Source organism: Bartonella elizabethae F9251 = ATCC 49927 (assembly GCF_000518165.1).
GTDB classification, from domain to species: Bacteria; Pseudomonadota; Alphaproteobacteria; order Rhizobiales; family Rhizobiaceae; genus Bartonella; species Bartonella elizabethae.
In genome coordinates this window covers 167700-188026 of the sequence record NZ_JADB01000001.1, presented here as the reverse complement: position 1 = coordinate 188026, position 20327 = coordinate 167700, and the positions used below count along the sequence as shown (strand labels likewise).

General features: G+C 38.4%; 23 protein-coding genes, 1 tRNA gene and 6 pseudogenes. 21 read left to right on the top strand and 9 right to left on the bottom strand.

Annotated elements, in window-relative coordinates:
• Window positions 1–266: 266 nt before the first annotated feature.
• Window positions 267–342, top strand: a tRNA-Phe gene (locus T429_RS0100940).
• A gap of 113 nt (window positions 343–455) precedes the next feature.
• On the opposite strand, the gene T429_RS0100935 is transcribed toward T429_RS0100940, so the two are convergent.
• From T429_RS0100935 to T429_RS09690, 3 genes and pseudogenes are all read right to left on the bottom strand, one after another.
• Entirely contained in the window at window positions 456–644 is a 189-nt protein-coding gene (locus tag T429_RS0100935) for a helix-turn-helix transcriptional regulator (protein WP_005775014.1), read from the bottom strand.
• A gap of 306 nt (window positions 645–950) precedes the next feature.
• Entirely contained in the window at window positions 951–1091 is a 141-nt protein-coding gene (locus T429_RS10945) for a DUF488 family protein (RefSeq protein ID WP_244548674.1), read from the bottom strand.
• 158 nt (window positions 1092–1249) lie between these two features.
• A pseudogene (locus T429_RS09690) lies at window positions 1250–1618 on the bottom strand (YqaJ viral recombinase family protein); the annotation flags it as partial.
• Between the two features lie 690 nt (window positions 1619–2308).
• Here T429_RS09690 and T429_RS09685 point away from each other — a divergent pair.
• The 3 genes and pseudogenes from T429_RS09685 to T429_RS0100905 form a co-directional block, all read left to right on the top strand.
• Window positions 2309–2626 (top strand): annotated as a pseudogene (locus T429_RS09685) (hypothetical protein); the annotation flags it as partial.
• A 25-nt stretch (window positions 2627–2651) separates the two neighbouring features.
• Window positions 2652–3464: pseudogene (locus tag T429_RS0100915) on the top strand (DUF1376 domain-containing protein); the annotation flags it as partial.
• Window positions 3465–3875: 411 nt separating this feature from the next.
• The gene (locus T429_RS0100905) at window positions 3876–4415 is read left to right on the top strand and encodes a hypothetical protein (RefSeq protein WP_005774025.1); all 540 of its coding nucleotides are present in this window, start codon (window positions 3876–3878) and stop codon (window positions 4413–4415) included.
• Here T429_RS0100905 and T429_RS0100900 read toward each other — a convergent pair.
• The 3 genes from T429_RS0100900 to T429_RS0100890 all read right to left on the bottom strand — a co-directional run bounded on the left by T429_RS0100900 (window position 4399) and on the right by T429_RS0100890 (window position 6150).
• On the bottom strand, window positions 4399–5253 hold the full coding sequence (locus T429_RS0100900) for a hypothetical protein (RefSeq protein WP_005774026.1): 855 nt from the start codon (window positions 5251–5253) through the stop codon (window positions 4399–4401). The genes T429_RS0100905 and T429_RS0100900 overlap by 17 nt on opposite strands.
• Before the next feature lie 212 nt (window positions 5254–5465).
• Window positions 5466–5894: a type II toxin-antitoxin system HicB family antitoxin gene (locus T429_RS0100895; RefSeq protein WP_005774027.1), complete on the bottom strand. Its 429-nt coding sequence runs from the start codon at window positions 5892–5894 to the stop codon at window positions 5466–5468.
• Window positions 5895–5898: 4 nt separating this feature from the next.
• Window positions 5899–6150 carry a hypothetical protein gene (locus tag T429_RS0100890; RefSeq protein ID WP_005774028.1) on the bottom strand — a complete coding sequence of 84 codons (252 nt, stop codon included), beginning with the start codon at window positions 6148–6150 and terminating at the stop codon, window positions 5899–5901.
• 305 nt (window positions 6151–6455) lie between these two features.
• Here T429_RS0100890 and ssb point away from each other — a divergent pair.
• The 8 genes and pseudogenes from ssb to T429_RS0100845 all read left to right on the top strand — a co-directional run bounded on the left by ssb (window position 6456) and on the right by T429_RS0100845 (window position 11063).
• Window positions 6456–6899, top strand: a pseudogene (ssb, locus tag T429_RS09680) (single-stranded DNA-binding protein).
• A gap of 11 nt (window positions 6900–6910) precedes the next feature.
• The gene (locus tag T429_RS0100880) at window positions 6911–7447 is read left to right on the top strand and encodes a hypothetical protein (protein ID WP_005774030.1); all 537 of its coding nucleotides are present in this window, start codon (window positions 6911–6913) and stop codon (window positions 7445–7447) included.
• Between the two features lie 63 nt (window positions 7448–7510).
• Entirely contained in the window at window positions 7511–7711 is a 201-nt protein-coding gene (locus T429_RS0100875; protein WP_005774031.1) for a type II toxin-antitoxin system HicA family toxin, read from the top strand.
• Window positions 7708–8103, top strand: coding sequence for a type II toxin-antitoxin system HicB family antitoxin (locus T429_RS0100870; protein ID WP_005774032.1), 396 nt, complete (start codon window positions 7708–7710; stop codon window positions 8101–8103). Before T429_RS0100875 ends, T429_RS0100870 begins: the two co-directional genes overlap by 4 nt.
• 448 nt (window positions 8104–8551) lie before the next feature.
• Window positions 8552–8878: a hypothetical protein gene (locus T429_RS0100865; RefSeq protein WP_005774033.1), complete on the top strand. Its 327-nt coding sequence runs from the start codon at window positions 8552–8554 to the stop codon at window positions 8876–8878.
• Window positions 8875–9453 carry a hypothetical protein gene (locus T429_RS0100860; RefSeq protein WP_005774034.1) on the top strand — a complete coding sequence of 193 codons (579 nt, stop codon included), beginning with the start codon at window positions 8875–8877 and terminating at the stop codon, window positions 9451–9453. The genes T429_RS0100865 and T429_RS0100860 overlap by 4 nt, the downstream gene beginning before the upstream one ends.
• A 594-nt stretch (window positions 9454–10047) precedes the next feature.
• The gene (locus T429_RS0100850) at window positions 10048–10788 is read left to right on the top strand and encodes a Rha family transcriptional regulator (protein WP_005774037.1); all 741 of its coding nucleotides are present in this window, start codon (window positions 10048–10050) and stop codon (window positions 10786–10788) included.
• Window positions 10785–11063: a hypothetical protein gene (locus T429_RS0100845; RefSeq protein ID WP_005774038.1), complete on the top strand. Its 279-nt coding sequence runs from the start codon at window positions 10785–10787 to the stop codon at window positions 11061–11063. Before T429_RS0100850 ends, T429_RS0100845 begins: the two co-directional genes overlap by 4 nt.
• A gap of 47 nt (window positions 11064–11110) precedes the next feature.
• Here the strand turns inward: T429_RS0100845 and T429_RS0100840 are convergent, their stop codons facing one another.
• The gene (locus T429_RS0100840) at window positions 11111–11416 is read right to left on the bottom strand and encodes a BrnA antitoxin family protein (RefSeq protein ID WP_005774039.1); all 306 of its coding nucleotides are present in this window, start codon (window positions 11414–11416) and stop codon (window positions 11111–11113) included.
• On the bottom strand, window positions 11394–11660 hold the full coding sequence (locus T429_RS0100835; RefSeq protein ID WP_005774040.1) for a BrnT family toxin: 267 nt from the start codon (window positions 11658–11660) through the stop codon (window positions 11394–11396). The genes T429_RS0100840 and T429_RS0100835 overlap by 23 nt, the downstream gene beginning before the upstream one ends.
• A gap of 84 nt (window positions 11661–11744) precedes the next feature.
• Between T429_RS0100835 and T429_RS0100830 the strand changes: the two genes are divergently transcribed.
• The 9 genes and pseudogenes from T429_RS0100830 to T429_RS09670 all read left to right on the top strand — a co-directional run bounded on the left by T429_RS0100830 (window position 11745) and on the right by T429_RS09670 (window position 19203).
• Window positions 11745–12296 (top strand): hypothetical protein, encoded by a 552-nt coding sequence (locus tag T429_RS0100830; RefSeq protein WP_005774041.1) that lies wholly within the window; start codon window positions 11745–11747, stop codon window positions 12294–12296.
• Window positions 12297–12326: 30 nt separating this feature from the next.
• Window positions 12327–14255, top strand: coding sequence for a phage terminase large subunit family protein (locus T429_RS0100825; RefSeq protein ID WP_005774042.1), 1929 nt, complete (start codon window positions 12327–12329; stop codon window positions 14253–14255).
• 3 nt (window positions 14256–14258) lie between these two features.
• On the top strand, window positions 14259–14507 hold the full coding sequence (locus T429_RS0100820; protein ID WP_005774043.1) for a phage head-tail joining protein: 249 nt from the start codon (window positions 14259–14261) through the stop codon (window positions 14505–14507).
• The gene (locus T429_RS0100815) at window positions 14507–16054 is read left to right on the top strand and encodes a phage portal protein (RefSeq protein WP_005774044.1); all 1548 of its coding nucleotides are present in this window, start codon (window positions 14507–14509) and stop codon (window positions 16052–16054) included. The genes T429_RS0100820 and T429_RS0100815 overlap by 1 nt, the downstream gene beginning before the upstream one ends.
• Window positions 16044–17108, top strand: a pseudogene (locus T429_RS10190) (S49 family peptidase). Before T429_RS0100815 ends, T429_RS10190 begins: the two are co-directional and overlap by 11 nt.
• Window positions 16994–17371: a hypothetical protein gene (locus T429_RS10185; RefSeq protein ID WP_244925518.1), complete on the top strand. Its 378-nt coding sequence runs from the start codon at window positions 16994–16996 to the stop codon at window positions 17369–17371. Before T429_RS10190 ends, T429_RS10185 begins: the two are co-directional and overlap by 115 nt.
• Window positions 17368–17736: a head decoration protein gene (locus T429_RS0100795; RefSeq protein ID WP_005774048.1), complete on the top strand. Its 369-nt coding sequence runs from the start codon at window positions 17368–17370 to the stop codon at window positions 17734–17736. Before T429_RS10185 ends, T429_RS0100795 begins: the two co-directional genes overlap by 4 nt.
• A gap of 12 nt (window positions 17737–17748) precedes the next feature.
• Window positions 17749–18825, top strand: coding sequence for a major capsid protein (locus T429_RS0100790; protein WP_005774049.1), 1077 nt, complete (start codon window positions 17749–17751; stop codon window positions 18823–18825).
• A 1-nt stretch (window position 18826) separates the two neighbouring features.
• Window positions 18827–19203: pseudogene (locus T429_RS09670) on the top strand (head-tail joining protein).
• A gap of 2 nt (window positions 19204–19205) precedes the next feature.
• Here T429_RS09670 and T429_RS0100780 read toward each other — a convergent pair.
• Complete coding sequence (locus tag T429_RS0100780; RefSeq protein ID WP_005774051.1) at window positions 19206–20291, bottom strand: hypothetical protein; 1086 nt, start codon at window positions 20289–20291, stop codon at window positions 19206–19208.
• Window positions 20292–20327 lie beyond the last annotated feature (36 nt).

The following is a 20327-nucleotide window of genomic DNA, read 5'->3' as shown; positions in this document are numbered from 1 at the left end:
GTAAAAAAATCTTTCTTAATCATGCCTCTCTCTTGATTCTTTTAATTTTTTTCGTATCCGCACCACGATAATATAGCATTCTGATAACAATAGACTAATGTATCACAACATACCTATCAAGTTTATTTTATGATAAAGATTCATTGATAACTCTCTAGAATAGGCAGATAAACTTATTAAAAAATCAATTATTTTTCTTTTGATGACTGGACAGAGAAAATTTTAATGTTATAACCGCACACGCTCTATATTTTTTTATGCAGCATGCCCAGATAGCTCAGTAGGTAGAGCAGCGGACTGAAAATCCGCGTGTCCGTGGTTCGAATCCGCGTCTGGGCACCACCTTTTCTGTTTAAAATATTGAAATTATACCTTTTTAATTTGATTCTCTATTTTTAGTCCACCTTTTAGACCACCTTCTACGGTTTATATAATTTACCCTAATTTGTTGTTGTTTATTCCGTATTTTTCTTTGGAGTAAAGGCTAGAATCTCTTTTTTTCTCCACCTTACTGCTCTCCCTAGCTTATATGGCTCTGGAAATACCCCTTGAAGCACCCAATTGCGAATCGTTGTTGTGGATACACTAAAAAGCTCTGCACATTCACGGGTTGTTACATATCTATCGCCATCATCAAATATCATCTCTTTGCCTTTCTATTTTTTATGTCATGTAAATGGACGGGGGTGCTAAAAAACACCTCTGTATTTAAAATTTGCAAATTTATTTGTTAGATGTATTTCATTTCATATTTCCAACCTTGTCGTTGTGTAACAGCCTTTGCGATTTGTCCTCGATGACACATACACACGTCAGATTCAAAGAAAGTAATTGCAACACATCTTTTATCCCCCAAAAAAGCTGGTATAATTTTTCTATTGCATGAAGATTACCCTTAAGAGTTGTATTTTGGTAATCTTCAAAAAGATGTTCATAATCTTCTCGTGTTTTCAGGTTGCATCTTTTGTCAGAGGAAATTTGAAGTTCAGGAATTGCATATATTTAATGCCAATGTTGCTTATAGCTTTCTCTAATTGTCTTTTCGAAAAACAATGCTTTCTACTTATTGGATTTTTACGAACATCACACAAAGTTTTAACATTGTTTTCTATGAGGCAATTCAGATAATGGTCTAGTGATTTTCCTTCATAACCAATGGTAAAAAACAAGGCTTCTCATCTTTGGTATTGCACATGTTTAATTTTCTTATATGGGTGGGAGTGCTGGGAGGAGAGAGCCCCCCATACTATCAAGCGGCTTTTGTCAACATCTTTTGCATCTCTTGTTCTATTTCTGCTAAAAAGATTTCGACCGCTTGATTGATTCGTTCGATTTGTTCTTCATCACGATTGATGCGTTTGATCTTCATTCTCAAACCAATGGATTTACCTACAAAGTTTGGTTTATAGCTAACGAAATCACACCATTTACGTCCCGTACACGCCATTTGGAATTGCATCTGCGCGTGATATTCAGGCTTAATATTACTATTGATAAAAAAGCGTAGATGATTTAATGACCGCGGGCGTTTAACCTTTACTAAACCGTCTTCACCAAAAAATCCATCAGGACTTGCACCAGCCATTTGGATTGTGGGATGTTGGACAAATCCACACCTGTTCTCTTAATGACGACGCACTCGTCCACTATCAGACCTATACTGGATAAACAAACAAACATTTTCAATAAATTCAAAGGGGCTGATTTCTGACATTTGTATATTCCTTATTAAAATATCTTTCTTTGTTAGATTTGTAACCTGCAATATCATTGCTATATATGAGGTACCATTTACTTGTCCTAATAGGTCGAAACCTGCTTTGAGATCTAAGAGTGATCTTGAAGCACATAACAAAATTTCAACATGTTGCTTTGACCATTCAGCAAGATCTTTTGTCGATATTGCTTGCTCTTTAAGGGCTATCGTCTGTTCTTGGCTTTCTGCAAATTTCTTGCTTATCCATTCTATATCTTCTTCTCGTTTTTTTGAAGCTTTTTCTAAATCATCTTTGCGGATTTTAGCTGCTTCTTTACGGTCTTTATTTCTTAAAATAACCCCTACAGAAAGCGATACAGCAAATGATATAAAACCTGTAAGAAATATCGTTATCTATTCTTGCATCATAACTCCCCCAACTTTTTTAGAATCGTTGGGGTATTACTTTTTCACAAACATTTTTGCAAGACGGGCAATCATAACACGCTCTGTTATGACGCACACATAAACACACAACAGCCTTAAGGGGGGATTATGATCACTAACGCAACAAATCATTCTCTGTCTTGATCTAGGGACCAAGACTGGGGGCTATCAGAAATAAAGCAGACAGTAGGCAGCATTGATGCCGTGTATTTTGAAGAAGTAGGCCGACATACCGGTACTGATGCAGCCCATGTGTATAGCGGTTTGTTAACAACCTTAACGGCGTGGTGTGAACATCCTCAGATACCGTATGAAGGCATTCCAGTTGGCACAATTAAGAAAGAAATAACCGCCAAAGGAAATGCTTCAAAAGAAGAAATGATTAAAGCGGTGTGTGAAAAAGGGCACGCACCTTGTGATGATAACGAAGCAGATGCTTTGGCAATTTTATATTTAAAGAAAGAAGGGGATACATATGTCTAATGGTATGCCATGAGTAAGATTTTATTTGTATGACTGGATAAGTGGTACAAATGGAAGCACATCCGAACAACGGGGCGTTTATATAACCCTTCTCGTTTGCATGTATGAAAAAAAACTACTTAAAACAGACTTTCAAACGCTTGCACGCGTTTGTCATTGTTCGCAGAAAAAATTTGCAGCTATTGTCGAATATATCATGAAGAATGATAAACTTATTGAGACAGATGGTGGATTGTCGAATAAGCGCGTTGAAGAAGAACTAAAAGATTTTGCTTATAAAAAAGACCACATATCACAAGCTCGTAGTGAAGCTGGTAAAAAAGGTGCGCAAGCAAAAAACATGATAAAACAACATGTTAATAATTTTGCTAAAGCAAACGCTAAGCAAAATCAAGCTATAAAGAACCAGAATAATAATATATATATAAAAACTAAAACTATCGTTTTAGCAAAAAAAGAAATTGGTTCTGAAAATTTAGAAACGAACAATTTGGTTGAAGAGCCAATCAAAGTTCATGATCTCAAAAGCCAATCAGATCAAATCGAACGGGGGTAGAAAACCAACCTCCCATTCACGAGCAAGAAAGCGTTTCTAAAAAAGCAAAACGGGCGAAAGCTAATCGGCGGTTTTCGTATCCCTGCGGACTTCGAACCAGATTACGATTTTGCCATTGCAGAGGGCTTGCCTCCAGAGCGTATCAAAGTAGAGATTGCAAAATTTCCAGACTACTGGCATTCAAAAGCCGGAGCGAATACAACAAAAATCGATTGGCAAGCAACATGGCATAACTGGGTGAAAAATTCAAAAAATTACAAACAAGGAGAAAATTATGGAAGCATTAAAGCTTATAGTTCGCGGACGAAAGCCTTATCCAGATTTTTGTGAAGAGCAAGCTAATGAAAAGTGCTGATGGTTTTGAGATTAGATGTGTGTTTTAAGAGTGACTAAAAAGTTTTTTTAAGGTATAATACTTTTCTAAGTTTGTATGTAGTAACGATTTATAAACTAGGTGAATCCTTTAATACAAATTAAGAAATTTTGGGATGTAGAAATTTCAAAATATTTGTTTAAAAAGCATAAACAGCTAGTATCAATGTAAAAAATATTCCAGCAGTGATTACAACTGGATGCAATAGAAGGCGTTGCTATTAAAAGGAAAGCAAACGCGAAAAAACTAAAGGTAGTTTGTGCCTTCTATCAGAAAATAATTTAAGAAATTAAAATCATAATTTTTTCACAGGAATGAGTATGTTTACAGATAAGCAACTAAGAGCCTTGTTTGGCATTATAGTTTTTATATTTTTATGTTTTTTAGGAATTAAAAAAAATATTGACTTTATTCAGGGTATTTTGACATTCGCGTCTATTTCTTTGATAATAGTAACAACTATTTTTGCAATTTTATGTAATTCTAATATTCCCTCTGAGTTGCAGAACAACCCAAAATATAAAGATGATGATACAACTGGTTGGGTGAAACTAACACGCGATTTACAACAATATATGCACCGACTCTTAAATATAATAATTTTAGCGCTTGTCGTTTTAATTTTTCCAAATAGTTATAAAGAAACTTTTTCTTTGCCTTTCATTTCTAGGTATATGGAACACAAGTTTCCTATTTCATTAGATACCGCACTGTTGTACTCAGATATTGCTATTTGGTATTTAAACATTGTACTTTGGTATTATTTTTTATGCCGTGTACTCTTTCTTATGTTGTATACACGCAGTTTAATAAATATATCCATCCTTACTCTACAATGTTCCATTATAAAGATACAGTGAAATCTTCGATTTCAAGCATTAATTCTTTTTTTACAGAATCTTCATTATATCTTCCATTATCATCTTTAGATGCTTTAATAAGGATTGTATGCTGAAAACTTTCAGTATTAAATACTAAATCGAACTTATTATATGTATTTCCCACAAAATTTAATTTGTGCAATATAGGATTTTTTTTATCTTTTTTTAAAAAATTCCACAAAAACTCACCTAAGTTATTTTCTTCTTTTAATTTGATATCTAAGGTGAGTTCTATTTCAGTAACATCATTAGTGGAAAATCCATCAAGAGCATTTTTAGCCAACTCCGTTAAGTATTTTTCTGATTGCGTTCCAAAAAGTTCTAATTGTTTTTGTTTTTTATATTCTAGTTTTATTTCTTTAATTGAACGCAATTTTTTTTCGAAATCTTCCTTATCAATAAGCTCAGGTAAAATATTAATTTCTTCCTTGAAATTTTCTTTGTAGTGTGACTGCAAGCATTGGTTTAGCTTTTTACTTGAAGAAAAAAGAATGAATTTTGTAGGAATCAAAACTCCAAAATATTGTTTATTTTGTTCAATTTGTTTTTTAGAACGTGGGTTAGGAATGCTTTGAAAGCCATTTTCGGAATCTATAACTTCAGGATTGTAAGGACTTTCTTCTCCTGTTAAAATGTAAACCCAATAGTAGATACTTGATCTCACAGAAAATTTCTCAATTGTTAAGGTAGAACATTGATTCTTAATGGGGAGATTGTACGTTCCTTCCTGTAAAAAGTTATCAATACAGTTTGTATTAACTAATTTTGAATCTGTATTTATTTCATATTTATAAGAAAGGAAGTTAATGGTATTCATAAAGTTAACACAATTACAACGTTTGTAGTCTTATGGGTAGGTGATTTGTATTTAAAATATCTCGTGTCTTCTAGAATCATTTAGCTAAAGGGTCAAAATTATAAAATTTTAATTGTAGAAGCAATACGAGTTTTAGAATAAATCTATTATAAATAGCTGTTTAGTTTTAAGTAAAAACACCCCCTTCCCCATCTTTAAGGTGGGGAAGAAAGTCAAGCAGCGTTTTTGATTGTAATAACGACTTGCTTACCAAGAACAGTCAATGCCTGCTCTAGCGTTTGAAGCTTAGTCGGATAATTTAGATCAAGAATGCGTCTTGCTTCTGTTTCTTTCTTACCCAAACGATTGGCTAACTCTGTTTTTGTAATATTCGCTTCATTAAAAGCTTCTACCACTGCAAGTTTAAGAGCATTCCACGCATCTACCGTTACCTCTACAAGGTCTTTATATTGCTGTGGTGTAGGTAGGGGCAAACCACGCATCGGATAGCTACGTAATGCCAACCCTAATGCTTCAACAGCATTCTCTAGTGCCTCTGCTCTATTTTCTCCAGCTGTTATTGCTTCGGGTACATCTGGAAAAGTTACCACAAAACCACCATCTGGATCAGATTCCAGTTTTGCTTGATAAGTATATTCCATATCTCTAAATCTCCTCGCTATTATGAAAGCGCTTCTGTGATAGGTAAAAAACGTTTAGAAAACTTGATACCCCTAACTGTTTTTTGATTGTTTTCACATAGAGTGGGGTTAATTCACCAGATTTTATAACGGTGGTCTTATCTCCAAAAGTTACCAAATAATGTGAACCTTTCCCTGCATCTGGAGCCTGATCGTAATGAACACCTCTTTTTCTGGCTTCTTTACATAGCTCTCTGAGCAGCGCTTCTCTTTTCATTCACCCTCCCCCACTTTGTAATAAAACTAATATCGCACAAAAAGGTTCGTTAGTCAATAAAAAATCGTACAAAAAAGTTTGATATAGACTTTGCTAATTTAGAGGATGCTTGTTGAAAAACTGAAGGCAAAACGAAAAAGCTATACCATTTGTAAGGCATGGCTTTTTACTTAAATAATTTATCAAGCAACATTATAATCTAAAACTTTAAAAAATGTTATTAATTAACTGAAATAATTGAAAAATAAACAAATTATGATAAGATTTTATATGTATAAAATGCAAATCAAATGGAACTTCCAAACATGTTGAATAAAGTGATCTTAATTGGCTATTTAGGGGATAATCCTGAAAGCAAAACGATGAATTCTGGTGCCGAAGTGGTCAATTTTCGGTTGGCTACTTCTGAGAGCTATACGGATAAAAATACCAATCAAAAAGTAGAGAAAACTGAATGGCATTCCGTGGTGGTTTTTAATCCACATTTGGCAAAAATCGCTCTTCAATATTTAAACAAAGGTTCAAAGGTTTATGTAGAAGGCAAATTACAAACCCGTAAATGACAAGATAAAAACGGTATTGACCGCTTCACAACAGAAATTGTCTTATCACAATACAAAGGTGAATTGCAGTTGCTTGATGCAAAGAAAGAGCAATCTCCCCCCTCACCCGTGACTTCTCAAAATTATGCTATCGCCTTTGGTGCCTCCGATTATAGCGTATCTCTTAATGACAGCATGCCATTCTGATTGAAAAAAATATGACAAAAAGAAAAAAACGAGCAAAATGTGGTCGCCCACGCATTGAAGGATGTATCAGAGAACCCAATGGTCGTATCTCACGGACAAAAATGCCTCGTGATCCTATCGATAAATTGGCAATAGAAATGCGTGCCAAACGCTTCTGTTTGACCATAGAAGAGGCTAAAAATCCGCTTTCCGGTACTTATATCGGGCGGCTTTACTTACAAGGAAATCTCAATCAAGATCAATACGATGCTGCACAAAAATATCTTGAAGTGAGAAATGACTATTCGTGCGCAAAAACATTGCCTAGTGCTGTTTATGACGAAATGCCCTCATCTTCTGATGAGGTAGCAAGAGAGAAATGGGTTGAATTTGCAACAAAACAATTTTTGAATATGCAAGAGGTAATAAAAGAAACACAACACCTTTACAGACAGCACAATTTTTATGCTGCATTACAATACCTTGTTGTAGAAGATCAAGAGTTAGCATACCTTGTACCTTCATTGCGTATCGTTCTTAATACTCTCCAAAAATATTTTGGTTATTAAAAACTTGACTTAAAATAAGAAAAAGTATAGTGTGTAAATATATACACATTATGAGATTGGGTAATGGAACAAAACAGCCGAAAGATAATTGCAAAATTAAAACGCGATGGCTTTGAACTTGTGAAAGTGAAAGGTTCACACCATAAATTTAAAAAAGATGGTAAGGTTGTTATTGTTCCACATCCTAAGAAAAATCTTCCAATCGGTACAGCGCGTTCTATTGCATTACAAGCAGGCTGGTTAAAAAAAGGAGAAGAAGAATGAAAAGATTTTTTGCTCTTGTTCATAAAGATGAAGATTCTGCTTTTGGTGTTCAGTTTCCTGATTTTGAAGGTCTATTCTCTGCTGCTGATGAAGAAGAAAATCTTATTATAAACGCTACCGAAGCCTTACAACTTTATTGTGAAGATATGGATACAGTGCCTGTTCCTTTAAAATTTGAAGAAGTAATACAACAGAAAGCTGTTAAAAAAGCTTTATCAGAAGGAGCTTTTTTAATACAAGTTCCTTTTATTGAAAATGATGCAGAAGTAGTACGTACAAATATATCAATTGAACGAGGGCTTTTACGTGCAATTGATAATTGCGCACAAGAGAGAGGTTTAACAAGATCTGCTTTTTTGGCAACAGCAGCCCGCCATGAGCTTAATATCTAGCTATAATATATTAATGAAAATCAAAAAGCAGCTGGTAAACAAAACGCTACAGTTAAGAGGGATATGACTATCATTGATATCATATACACGGCATCTAATATTTCTGAACCTGTCACTTCTCTTCCCTGCTACAATAACTGTTTAATTAATTTATAACATGTAAAATGTTTTCAGAATTCTACATATTTTGCTTTAAAATAGAAATTATACAATATTTAGATTTTTCTGTTGACAATGTGTGAAAAATTTTATTTAATGTCAGTGCTGTCCCTAGTCGTATTGTATCTAAAATTCAAAAATATCCCCTAAAATTTGTTAAAATATTAAGCTTTAAAAGTAGTTTAACTTACTGTTTTTATTGATAAAATTGGCTTATCTATTTTGCACACATCAAAAGCCATTAATTGACCAATGATGTCATTAATTAATTGCCTCAAAAGGAGTCAAGATGAAAGCAATCATCACCAAACCAATGTGTGTTGTTGGCGATAACAAAAGCACTGTTCGTTTTGAACCATCAACTTCAAGTAATCCATTTGTAGAGATTTCCAATCAAGTCTATGCACGCCTCAAGCGCGCCAATGCCGTAAAACCCTTTGTTGAAAGTAAAACCACAACAAAATCTGAAAAGATAATTGAACAGACTAAGCCAATAGAAAAAGAAGTTATACAAACATCTTCTAAACTAGGAGCAGAAGAAACTTCACTTCAACAGACCGAAACACCTAAAGTTTCCAAGCCATCAACACCTCCTGCTAAAAAGCTTAAAAATTGAAATTAATCATCCATCAAGAATGGTATCTTCAACAGGTAAAAGATACCTTTACCAATCTTCAAGCACCACGCCTTAATTGGGCTTTACGGAATGCTGTTAACACCGCAGCAAAGCAAGTAGAGCGCTTTACTGAGAAGCAAGTTGCCGACCTCTCATCAGCCCAATCAAAGCGCGTTAAAAAAGGCGTTTATATTAAAGACAAGGCTACCGCACAGTTTCTCGAGACAGATATCATTGGTTCTGGAACACCGATACCTCTTAAATTTTTTAAGGCAAAAGAAACAAAACGCGGCGTGACTTACAAATTGTTTGGGAAAAAACAAATCTTGCCCCATGGTTTTATTAAGGGAGGAAGTTTTCCTAAGCGAGTTGATTTAAAAATGGGAGGAAACGTCTTTCAAAAAGATGACGGAGATAAATTTCCCATTGCAAAACAAGAAGGACCATCAATTGCGACAGTTATGTCTAAGCCAGAAATTGCAAATGCTATCGCACAATATGCCAGTGAAAGACTAACCAAAAACATACAGAGACAACTTGCTCGTCAAGAATACGCTACCAATAAAAGAGGCTAGATCATGTTCTTAAACTCTATCTCTATATTACATATCCTTATTGGTTTATGCCTTACTTATTCTTATTGTAATTTCAAAAAGAGATTATCTCTTACACTTTGTTTTTTCCATAAAAAAACCAATAAAATCAATGTAAAAGGTACTTCCCAGCGGGTTGGCTTCGTTGCGGGGCAGGCTAGCGCGAACTATCGCTAGCGACAGAATTTTCAAATCGACTGTACATTGGACACATAACATATTGATAAATAACGAATTTAATGTGCATTAATATACACACTATACAATCTATAATTATTTTAAAAAATGTGAAGTCACCTCTTGACAATATGGTAATAATGTGTCTATTGTCGAATCAGGTGCTTGAAAAACACCTTAAAATACCAAGCGGATTAGTTGCCGAAATAACTAATCTTCTGAACATTAAAGATTTTGACTCATTATATGCAATAGCATATAACGGTCTTGTCGGGTGTGGTTACGCTATACAATACCTTTATAGGAAAGGTGTAACGACGGACTTGGTACCGTGTTTTTCAGCACCCGGCGCTCTTTTTAGAGTGTCAATGAAAAACCTCTATTACCAAGGAGTTCATTATGAACAATCTTATAGAAATTAAAGAAAGCGCTACTAATGGTGCCTCTTCTCAGACTATGTCTAGTCGCGAGATTGCCGAGTTATGTGCTAAGCAACATAAGCATGTTATGCGTGACATTAAGCAAATGTTAGGAGAACTGCACTCTGAAAGTACTGAGCCCAAATTTGGGCTGAGTGAATTTGCAGGATTCTACAAGGATTCAACGGGTCGTATCCTTCCTTGTTATAACCTTCCCAAGCGTGAATGTTTAATTCTCGTTTCTGGTTATAGCACCGCCTTACGTGCTAAAATTATTGATCGTTGGCAAGAATTGGAAAATCAAGTCGCTGTTCCACAAGTTGACTATTCCAAACCCGAAGCATTACTTGGTGTCTTAAATCATCTACAAAGCCAAATTGAGCAAAAAGATCATATGATTGCTGAATTAGCTCCAAAAGCAGAGGCTTTAGAAGGTTTAAAACGCTCTGATGGACTGTTTGGTCTTATTGAAGCAGCAAAGATATTAGAGGTACGACCAAAGGATTTAACCGATTATTTGCGTAAAAATGATTGGGTGTATCGACGTGCTCCAGGGGCGCCTTTGTTGCCTTATCAAGATAAAATCAAGAAAGGCTTTATGGATTGCCCTGCGATTACCATTCAGAGACCAGATGGAACAGAAAAGGTGCTCCCTTCAACAAAAATCACCTCAAGAGGTTTGGCATGTTTAAGAGAACAAATACATGGAGGTGTACAATGAATACCAGTATCGATTTTTTATGTGATTTGTGGATGGCGTTATATCAATTTTCTGATCGTGATGATATTGAAGACAAGGCTTTTAATACTCTTATTGAGACTATGGATGCAATAGAAAAAGCTTTAATATTAAAGCTTCAAGATGAAACCCCAAATGCACTGAAAATTTTGGCAATGATTACAAATTTTGGAACTTTAAGACCACCTCCGATTATAGAGTCTTTGTTGAAAGCTTACGAACCCAATTTAGACAACCCCATTAAAAAGGTTGCTTAAGGTAAAATATGCCCCCTCCTCGTTCTTAAAATGGGGAGGTGGCAGCTTTAGCAACGGCTTGCTTTTTTTAGGACTTCACTCATACGTGTGCGCCAATCTTTTCCTTGTTTTTTAAAAGAGGCAATAACGTTTGGGTCAAGACGTAGAGTAACTGCTTGTTTAGGAGATTCAACTGGTGGACGCCCACGTTTACGGCGTTCTTCTGTTACATAGTTAAAGAAAGAAGAAGGTAAAACATCTTTCGCTGGTTTGAGGTGTACAAGTTCTTCATCTGTTAGTGGTGGAGAATCTACGGCGTCCCAATCTTCTTTTGTATAGTCACAGCCTACCTCAAAGTTTTTTTTGATAGTCATTGAAAACCTCTCTTTCTTTTTTATTAGCTTGACGGAAACTGATAATGGATATCGCTTCAGTACCAAGCTTCGCAAAAACAACAACTGTCGTACCATTAGCAAAACGCCCAATAGCCTTCATGCGGTTTGAATGGGTTGCATCAATAAGAGCATGCTCCCAATCAAAGTAAATAACATCAGCAAAATCAAGCTTATGTTTAACAATGTTTACAGCTCTTTTTGGTTCATCCCACACGATCTTCATATATTTTATGTACACGAAAAATAAAGCTGCGTCAATAATTAAAGTGTACAATAATTCGCATAAACCATTCAAAATGGGGCAATTATGAATAAGAAATCTCGAAAAGGTTTATCGCTTCGTGCCTTTGCAAGAAAGATGCGTGTTTCCCCGAATTCAGTGGTTTCTCGTTTTAAAACAGGAAAATTTGATAAGGCTCTTTTTGAAGATGGTTCTGTTAATGAAGCGCTTGCAACAGCTATCTGGAATGAGAATCCAACAAAGCGCCCTACCCCATTTTTAGCACCAGATGGTCAAGCGCGGACAAAGATCAAACAAGTCTCATCAGAGGGTGCCAATGAATACAAAATTAAACTGGAGCGAATGCAAGTTGCCCTTGAAAGCGAAAAGATTGCCCTTGAACGCTTACGCGAAACAACCGTTGACCGTGAAGAAGTAAAGAGAGCCGCCCGTGAGTTTGGAAGAGCGCACCGTGATGCCATGTTGAATTTTCCTCACCGTTTTGGAGCAAGCATTGCCGCACAGGTTGGATGTGATGCCGCAAGCCTAATCGGTGCCATTGATTATTACATACGAAAGGCTTTGCTTGAAGCTGTTCATATTCCAGTTCCTTATCATGATCCTCAACCTCCAGAATGAGAGAGTTTTGGGGCGAGCAAAGAATGAATAATGGATGAGAATGCTGTTACAGAATTTTTCGCCAATGCTAATGATGCAAGACAACCGGACAAACCATACACGGTTTCCGAATGGGCGGATAAAAATAGATACCTTAGCACCGTAGCAAGTGCTGAACCTGGATTGTGGAGAACAAAACGCACCCCCTATTTGCGCGAAATCATGGATAATCTTTCCTCGTACGTGCCGGTTGAAACAACCATTGTCATGAAAGGGGCGCAAGTTGGCATGTCAGAGGCGGGACTGAACTTTTGTGGTTATGCTATTCATTATAGTCCAGGACCTGCCCTTTATGTCATGCCCACCGTTGAGACAGCTAAGAAGCTTTCAAAGACGCGGCTTGATCCTATGATTATGGCGAGTCCCGTTTTAAGTAAACGCATAGCCCCTGCTCGTGCACGTGATAGTGGCAATACGATGTTTTCTAAAGAGTTTGATGGTGGAGCGCTGATGCTGACAGGAGCCAACAGTGCAGCTGGTTTGCGCTCTATGCCTATTCGTTATCTGATTTTGGATGAGGTTGATGGTTATCCTCTCAGTGTCGATAACGAAGGTGATCCAGTGATGATTGCGGAAAAGCGCACATCAACCTTTGTACAACGAAAGATCTTTAAATTGTCCACGCCCACCCACCGTGACACAAGCCGTATTGCCAAGGATTTTGTGCTAGGAGACCAGCGATATTACAATGTCCCTTGTGATAAGTGTGGTACACTACAGCCGATTGTTTGGTCACAAATTAAATGGCCAAAAGGTGCCCCTGAAAAAGCTGTTTTTGTTTGTGCCCATTGTGATCATGAGCATGCCGAACACCGAAAAACAGATTTGATGTGTGAAGAAAAAGGCGCATGTTGGGTTCCAACGAGTGAGTCAAGCAGACCCAATTTGCGCTCTTATCATATTTCTGCACTCTATTCCCCTTGGCTTACTTGGGGGGAATGTGCAAGAGAGTTTTTAAATGCCAAAGATGATCCAGCCCTTCTACAGCCTTTTGTAAATACTGTTCTTGGAGAACCATGGGAGGACAGAACAGGCGAAGTTATTGATCCAGACAGCCTTTATGCAAAACGCGAAGAATATCCTTTAGCACCAGAACAAGCTGTCGTGTTGACGGCAGGCATTGATGTGCAAAATGACCGTTTAGAGCTTGAAGTGGTGGGATGGGGACGCAGCGAAGAAAGCTGGCATATTGATTATCAAGTTATCCCTGGTGACCCCTCTTCTTTTGAAGTGTGGGACCAATTGGATGAATATCTTGCAAAACGTTGGCCACATCCAGGCTATAAAGAGGGGATTAAGATAACGGCGGCTTGTATTGATACCGGTGGTGGACATACACAGGCTGTTTATAATTATGTGCGCCCCCGTGAAGGGCGGCGCATTTGGGGCATTAAGGGACAAGCTGGCTGGCGCGCGGTATGGCCACGCCGCCCAAGCAGAAACAACAAAGGGCAGATTAATCTCTATATTGTTGGGGTTGATGCGGCGAAAGATATCATTACAGCGCGCTTTAAAAAATCGGGTCCCGAAGCAACGGGGGCTGGTGCAACACATTTTCATAAAAGCCTTGATCGAGAATATTTTGACCAGCTAACCGCTGAAAGAAAAGTGATCAAATTTTTTAAAGGCTTCAAGCGTATTGAATGGCAAAAAAGTGAAAAGGCAAGAAACGAAGCCTTGGATTGTAGGGTCTATGCTTATGCGGCTTTACAAGGTCTGATTTCGGCAGGAATAAACCTTAATCGAGAAGTCGATATCTTAGAAGAGCGTTTGGAAAAACTTAAAATTGAAGGCTCTATAAAGCAGCCAACACCAAGACATCTCCCCTCTCCTGCTCCAAGAAGATCTCAGACGGCACAGCCTCAAAGGAAGCAATCCAGAACGGTGATGAATCCTTATATGCAAGGGGATTGGAGGTAATTTGTGGATGAAACTTTAGGACAAATTAACAGCAAAATTGAAAGACTTGAAAGTTTAAAAAGACGGCGTGAACAAATTGAAGAAGCTCTTTATTCGGGAGCACAATCGGTACGCCATGGCGATAAGCAAGTCAGCAACCGCTCTGTTGAGGAACTGCGCAGAGCGCTTGAGATGCTGAACACACAAATAGCAGACCTTGAAGGACGCAAACGTTCACGCGTGTTCTATTTTAATATATCACGAGGCTATTAATGGCTGGTTTGTTCAATAAAATTACGGACTTTTTTAAAATTTCTCGTCAACACAATCCCCATTTTGAAGCGGCAAGCAAAAGCCGCCGTATGGGTGGTTTTGATCCTGCTAAAAAACATATCAATAAAGCCATTGAAGAATGCGGAGATACCATTGTTGCCCGTTCAAGGTGGCTTTATGACAATGAAGCTCTTTATGGTTCTGCAACAGAGGAATGGGTCTCTGCCGCGGTGAGTGATGGGATTAAACCTTATCCTCGTATTGAAGGTTTTCAAGAAGAAAAGAAAAAGCTTTTAGATTTATGGTGGCAATGGGTTGATGAAGCGGACTATGATGAAGATGCCAGCTTTTATGGGCTGCAGGCAACCATTGCACGAGAGGTCTTTTTAACTGGTGAATGCTTTGTAAGACTGCATTATGTTGACCTTTATGGACGCTCTGGTGTACCTCTTCAATTACAAGTTTATCCAACCGAAATGCTGGATTTAACTTACAATGGACCAGCTGAAATTAAAGGCAATTACATTCGTATGGGGATTGAATTTAATGCCAGTGGTAAGCGTGTTGCTTATCATTTTTGGAAACATCACCCTTATGATGATTGCCCTTCCAATACAGTCTTTGAGAGCCAAGAGCGCGTGCGTATACCTGCTGAAATGGTCATTCATATCAAAGAGCGCCGTATTGCTGGACAATTGCGCGGTTCTCCCAAAATAACGCGCTCTATGACAAAGATCTTTCAACTCGAATCCTATGATGATGCAGAACTTGATCGAAAAAGGACAGCGGCTCTTTTTGCGGCGTTTGTCAAGGACAGTTCCCCAAACGTCGAAAAATTATCCGATAATCGTGATAAAAACAACGTTGAAGAAGAATACAAAGCACCTGTCATTGTGCCCGGTGCATCCCTTTATTTAGGAGAGAATAAAGAGGTTACATTCTCAAATCCTGTTGAGGTTGGTGGCTCTTATGAGGCTTTTCAATTTCGCAATATCTTGAAAATTTGTTCTGCTCTCAATATGCCTTATGCCGTTGTGACAGGGGATGTTACGCGAGGAAACTTTTCCAATGTGCGAACCTCCATTATTCAGTTTAGACGCCATGTTAAACAATGGCGAGAACATATCATTGCCTTTCAGTTTAATCGCATTGTTTGGGAACGCTTTGTCGAAATGGCAGTGCTTGGCAAATGCGTGAATTTACCAGGATGGGAAGAAAATTCCTTGCCATGGCTTCAATGTGAAAGTTTTGCACCACCCCTTGAAATGATTGACCCCATTAAAGACATTTCCGCAGAAAAAGAAGAAATCCGTGCTGGCTTGAAAACACGGCGTATGGCGTTGGCTGAACGGGGCTTTGATATTGATAACATTCATGCCGAACTCGAAGAAGAACGCACAGATGCGCGCACGCGGGGTTTATCTTTTGATACCGATTATGCGCTAGCGCCCTCAACAGCCAATCAACTGATTGATACGGAAGATTCAGAGACTTCTGAAACTTATGAAAGTAACCAAGACAGTAAGGCACATGCAAATGGCGAATAATCTTGATATGCCGTTTTTGGCATCCCGGCTTTTTGGCGTTCCCCTCATGCTTGCCTCCACAAAGCTTGATATTATTCTCAATGCTCTTGCCCCACGGCTTTTTGCAGGAGAAAAGTTTGCTGTGAGAGCATTGTTAGAAAAAGATGGGGCTCGTTTAAAACCACCAGAAACTTACGTCGTGCAAAACAATATTGCCATTATACCGGTTCACGGCACACTTGTACGCCGTGGTGCATAGCTTGGGGCTTTATCGGGTCTAACCTCTTATGAAGGTTTGAGAGCTTCTTTTCGTGAAGCGATTGGGCAGCCTGATGTTCGCGCGATATTGCTGGATATTGACAGTAGCGGTGGAGAAGCTGGTGGTGTGTTTGATCTTGTGGAAGAGTTTCAAGCACTCTCAAAAAAATATAATAAACCCATTTGGGCGCATGCCAATGAAGTTGCTTGTTCGGCAGCTTATGCCATTGCTTGTTCTGCTTCTCAAATCTGGATTGCACGCACGAGTGTTGTGGGCTCCATTGGGGTTGTTTGTGCGCACCTTGACCAATCACGTGCAGATGAAAAACATGGGCTTAAATGGACCTTTGTTTTTGAAGGGGATCACAAAGTTCATGGCAATTCTCACGAACCACTCGCCGATACAGCACAGATAAAAATACAAGCAGATTGCGCCCTGCTCTACGAAATGTTTGTGGATTTGGTTGCGCAAAACAGACCTCTGAATGCGGCTGCAATCCGCGACACCAAAGCAGAAACTTTTATAGGCAATCAAGCTATCACGCTTGGATTAGCAGATGCGCAAGGGACCCTTGCGCAAGCTTTGGAAGCCTTAACGGATTCCATTCACTCACCCCCAACAGCAACAAAAGAAGGAACAAACACATGGCACGCACACTCTATCGCGCCAAAGAAGACGATGATGAAAAGATTATCGACGTCATCCATGAAGACGAAGAAGACACTCTCGACATTGACGAAGATGCCGAAGACTTCGACGATGAAGAAGAAGACGAAGAGGAAAATGAAGACAACGAAGATAAGCAAGAAACCATAAAAGCTGCTCTTGAAAAGGAAAGAAGACGCGCACAGGCACTGACAAACCTTGAAAAGCAAGCAAAGCGTTTAGGTGTTTCTTTTGATGCCGCAAAAGCCATTCAAAGCGGCATGAATGTTGAGAAGGCTAAAAATGTTGTCTTATCTGCTGCTGTCTCGAAAAGTTCCTCTTTAAAACTCTCGACCACAGCGCCCCATAGTGATGGGGCGAGCAAGGCAAAAATTCATACAAAATGGGAAGCAGCTTGGAGGGCAATAAAATGAGTCAAGTTTTTTATGAAGATGTTCGCAATGGCGCTTATCTTGGACGCTATGATACGGATATGTCCAATGAAGAAGTGGTTTTTGCATCAGGGGCATTTGTTGAAGCCGGCACTGTTATGGGAAAAGTAACAGCAACAGGAAAATATGTTCCCCTTAATCCAGCACTATCAGATGGCAGTCAAACGCCGGCAGGGATTTCTTATGCCACTGTTGATGTAACAGAGGCAGAGCAACGCGCGGTGATTACAGCGCGCTTGAGTACCGTAAAAGCTTCTGAACTCCTATGGCCAGATGCCATCACGGATGAACAGAAAAATGCTGCCATTCAGTCTTTAGAAGACAATAACAAAATACTGTTGCGATAGGAGAATGCGCACATGGATATGAACTTTTTTAAACACGACGCTTTCTCTGCCGTTACCATGATGAAAGCGATTGAAAACTATGAGTTTCAACCTGGTCTCATTAGCTCTCTTGATCTTTTTGAAGAAGTGGAAACAAGCACCACAGTGGTTGGCATTGAAAGACGTGACAATACATTGTCCTTGATTCAAACCAGTGAACGGGGCGCCCCTTTGGTTGAAGGAGATAGAGAGGGGCGTAATCTAAGGTTTTTCAAAACAACACGGATTGCCAAAAGTGATACGGTAAAATCAGATGAAATCCAAAACCGTCGTGAATTTGGTACAGAAGATCAGTTAGAGACAGCAATGAAATATATTGCTAGAAAACAAAAGAAGCTGATTTCTGAAATCGAATTGACATGGGAAAATATGCAACTTGGCGCTGTTCAAGGTGTTGTGCTTGATGCTGATGGCTCTGTTATTGTTGATTGGTACAAGGAATGGGAAATTGCACCCCCAAAGCCAATTGATTTTAAACTCAATGTTGAGACAACAAATGTTGCCGACCATGTTGATCAAGTCATTATGAGAATGATTGAAGCTTCAAAGGGAGCATTTTCTGATCGTTCACGGATTATTGGGCTTTGTGGAAATGAATTCTTTTCCAAATTGAAAAACCATAAAACAATTCGTGAGACCTATCTCAACACAGCTCTTGCACAAACACTCAATAGCGCTGGAGGTGTTGCAACACCAAGTGCCATTGGTTCTGGAAGCTTTGGCAGTTTTGACTTTGCGGGTGTTACTTTCATTAATTACCGGAGTATTCATAACTATAATGTGAGTGCAAAAGCTGGGACAAAACGCGCCATAGGGATTAAGCCTGATGAATGCCAATTCTTTCCTGCCAATGCGCCTGGCGTATTCCAAAAAACCTTTGCACCGGGAGAAAGCTTGGATTTTGCCAACACCGTTGGAAAACCTCTCTACACCATGCTGATCGTTGATCACGACCGTAATGCATGGGTAAAACCAGAGGTCTATAGCTATCCGCTTTACATCTGCACACGCCCTGAAATGCTCTTTAAAGCGGTCAGTGGAGGAAAATAACATGCAATGGTACGGGTTGCTTCATAAAATGATTCAAGATGTACGCAATACCTTTGGGCAACCCGTCATCTACACGCGAAAAGACAATCAACAATCGTTTCGGATTACAGCGATTTACGGCATTAAACATTCAGAATCGGACGCTGGTGGGAGAATCCCAACGACACTGCCTCGAAAAGAACTTGATGTCTGTATTCATGATATCAGCGGCTTCCCCCCCAAGCCTCAAGATAGCGTTGTGGTTATTTCTCCTGAAACACTGAAGATATCTCTCAAGAGCACTTCATGATCACAGAGGGACAAGCCTCTGAATCCGGTATGTATAAGCTTATCTTGCGAGAGATAAAAAATAGACATATCTTTATCTTGTGTGTTTAAAATCAATAAGGCTGCCCAAGAGCTCGGATTATTGCTGCAAATCTTGGATTTGGAATAGCCATAAATCTGTAATTCCATGGTGCGCCAGTACGATGACTGATGTGACATCCTTGATATGTTATAGATACTGATGCAATTCTTGCCCAAGTAGTCCTTTCATTATCTTCAGGGCTTTCAAATATAATAGCTTGATTTGTTACTAAAAGACGTCCTAAAAGTGAAGTATTTTCGCCAATATTGAAGGTAACGTGCTCTTGAACTCCCAACAGTTTTTCATTTTGTACTAAACGATAATCATATTCACTTGCGTCAAGTTCTTGAAACATTTCACATGCTTCCTCAAAATTAGAGGGAGGAATATCTGATTGCCACAAAGCAACTTCTTCTTCAAAGCGCTTTTCCTTTTTACTTGCAATATAGACAGGGATAATCAAAGCTAAAACGATAAGTATTGGGACTAATAACCATAGTGTAATACTTATTATTACGACAATGCCTCCAACCAGTAGAATACAAAGGAGAAAGATCTTTACCTTCTTTTCTAAGCGTTTTTTTTCAAGTTCCGGCGACATTGTATTAACAACTGATAAATCAGAAGAAGGATGGATATGGGGGGGAGGTATTAAAACTTGCTCTGAAACTTTTTCTTTAAAACGTTTTTTGCGTTTATCTGGCCAATGAATAAAAATAGATAATGCAATAAACGCAAAGAAAATTAACCCGAACCATCTCCAAAATCCTAGACCATCATTTTCGTCTGACTTTTTATCTTGAGTGGAAATAATTTTCTTATCGGTATTCTCAAGTAGTGCCCGTGTCACGCTTTCATTTTGAGTAGCAATCTTTATTAATAAAGTCGAGGAAGAGGAAAAAAATTCATTATTGTATGCAACTTGATCTGATTCGATTTTATGAAAAAAAACCGCACCTAATACTGCAGAGCCGAGAAATAATAAAACCCCAATGCCAAGGATTTTCAATCCGTTTTTGCGCAATTTTTTGATACACACTAAAATAAGTCCGACAACCATCACCGATAACGACAACGAACATACGATCATTGCAATTACATCAAATATGTCTAACATTATTCTCCCCTCCGCTATAAATAAAAAGCGAGTGGA

What these genes read in the sequence shown, in the direction of transcription:
- T429_RS0100935 (WP_005775014.1), bottom strand. Translation starts at nt 644, where the DNA reads ATGATATTTGATGATGGCGATAGATATGTAACAACCCGTGAATGTGCA.
- T429_RS0100905 (WP_005774025.1), top strand. Translation starts at nt 3,876, where the DNA reads ATGTTTACAGATAAGCAACTAAGAGCCTTGTTTGGCATTATAGTTTTT.
- T429_RS0100900 (WP_005774026.1), bottom strand. Translation starts at nt 5,253, where the DNA reads ATGAATACCATTAACTTCCTTTCTTATAAATATGAAATAAATACAGAT.
- T429_RS0100895 (WP_005774027.1), bottom strand. Translation starts at nt 5,894, where the DNA reads ATGGAATATACTTATCAAGCAAAACTGGAATCTGATCCAGATGGTGGT.
- T429_RS0100890 (WP_005774028.1), bottom strand. Translation starts at nt 6,150, where the DNA reads ATGAAAAGAGAAGCGCTGCTCAGAGAGCTATGTAAAGAAGCCAGAAAA.
- T429_RS0100880 (WP_005774030.1), top strand. Translation starts at nt 6,911, where the DNA reads ATGACAAAAAGAAAAAAACGAGCAAAATGTGGTCGCCCACGCATTGAA.
- T429_RS0100875 (WP_005774031.1), top strand. Translation starts at nt 7,511, where the DNA reads ATGGAACAAAACAGCCGAAAGATAATTGCAAAATTAAAACGCGATGGC.
- T429_RS0100870 (WP_005774032.1), top strand. Translation starts at nt 7,708, where the DNA reads ATGAAAAGATTTTTTGCTCTTGTTCATAAAGATGAAGATTCTGCTTTT.
- T429_RS0100865 (WP_005774033.1), top strand. Translation starts at nt 8,552, where the DNA reads ATGAAAGCAATCATCACCAAACCAATGTGTGTTGTTGGCGATAACAAA.
- T429_RS0100850 (WP_005774037.1), top strand. Translation starts at nt 10,048, where the DNA reads ATGAACAATCTTATAGAAATTAAAGAAAGCGCTACTAATGGTGCCTCT.
- T429_RS0100845 (WP_005774038.1), top strand. Translation starts at nt 10,785, where the DNA reads ATGAATACCAGTATCGATTTTTTATGTGATTTGTGGATGGCGTTATAT.
- T429_RS0100840 (WP_005774039.1), bottom strand. Translation starts at nt 11,416, where the DNA reads ATGACTATCAAAAAAAACTTTGAGGTAGGCTGTGACTATACAAAAGAA.
- T429_RS0100835 (WP_005774040.1), bottom strand. Translation starts at nt 11,660, where the DNA reads ATGAAGATCGTGTGGGATGAACCAAAAAGAGCTGTAAACATTGTTAAA.
- T429_RS0100830 (WP_005774041.1), top strand. Translation starts at nt 11,745, where the DNA reads ATGAATAAGAAATCTCGAAAAGGTTTATCGCTTCGTGCCTTTGCAAGA.
- T429_RS0100825 (WP_005774042.1), top strand. Translation starts at nt 12,327, where the DNA reads ATGGATGAGAATGCTGTTACAGAATTTTTCGCCAATGCTAATGATGCA.
- T429_RS0100815 (WP_005774044.1), top strand. Translation starts at nt 14,507, where the DNA reads ATGGCTGGTTTGTTCAATAAAATTACGGACTTTTTTAAAATTTCTCGT.
- T429_RS0100795 (WP_005774048.1), top strand. Translation starts at nt 17,368, where the DNA reads ATGAGTCAAGTTTTTTATGAAGATGTTCGCAATGGCGCTTATCTTGGA.
- T429_RS0100790 (WP_005774049.1), top strand. Translation starts at nt 17,749, where the DNA reads ATGGATATGAACTTTTTTAAACACGACGCTTTCTCTGCCGTTACCATG.
- T429_RS0100780 (WP_005774051.1), bottom strand. Translation starts at nt 20,291, where the DNA reads ATGTTAGACATATTTGATGTAATTGCAATGATCGTATGTTCGTTGTCG.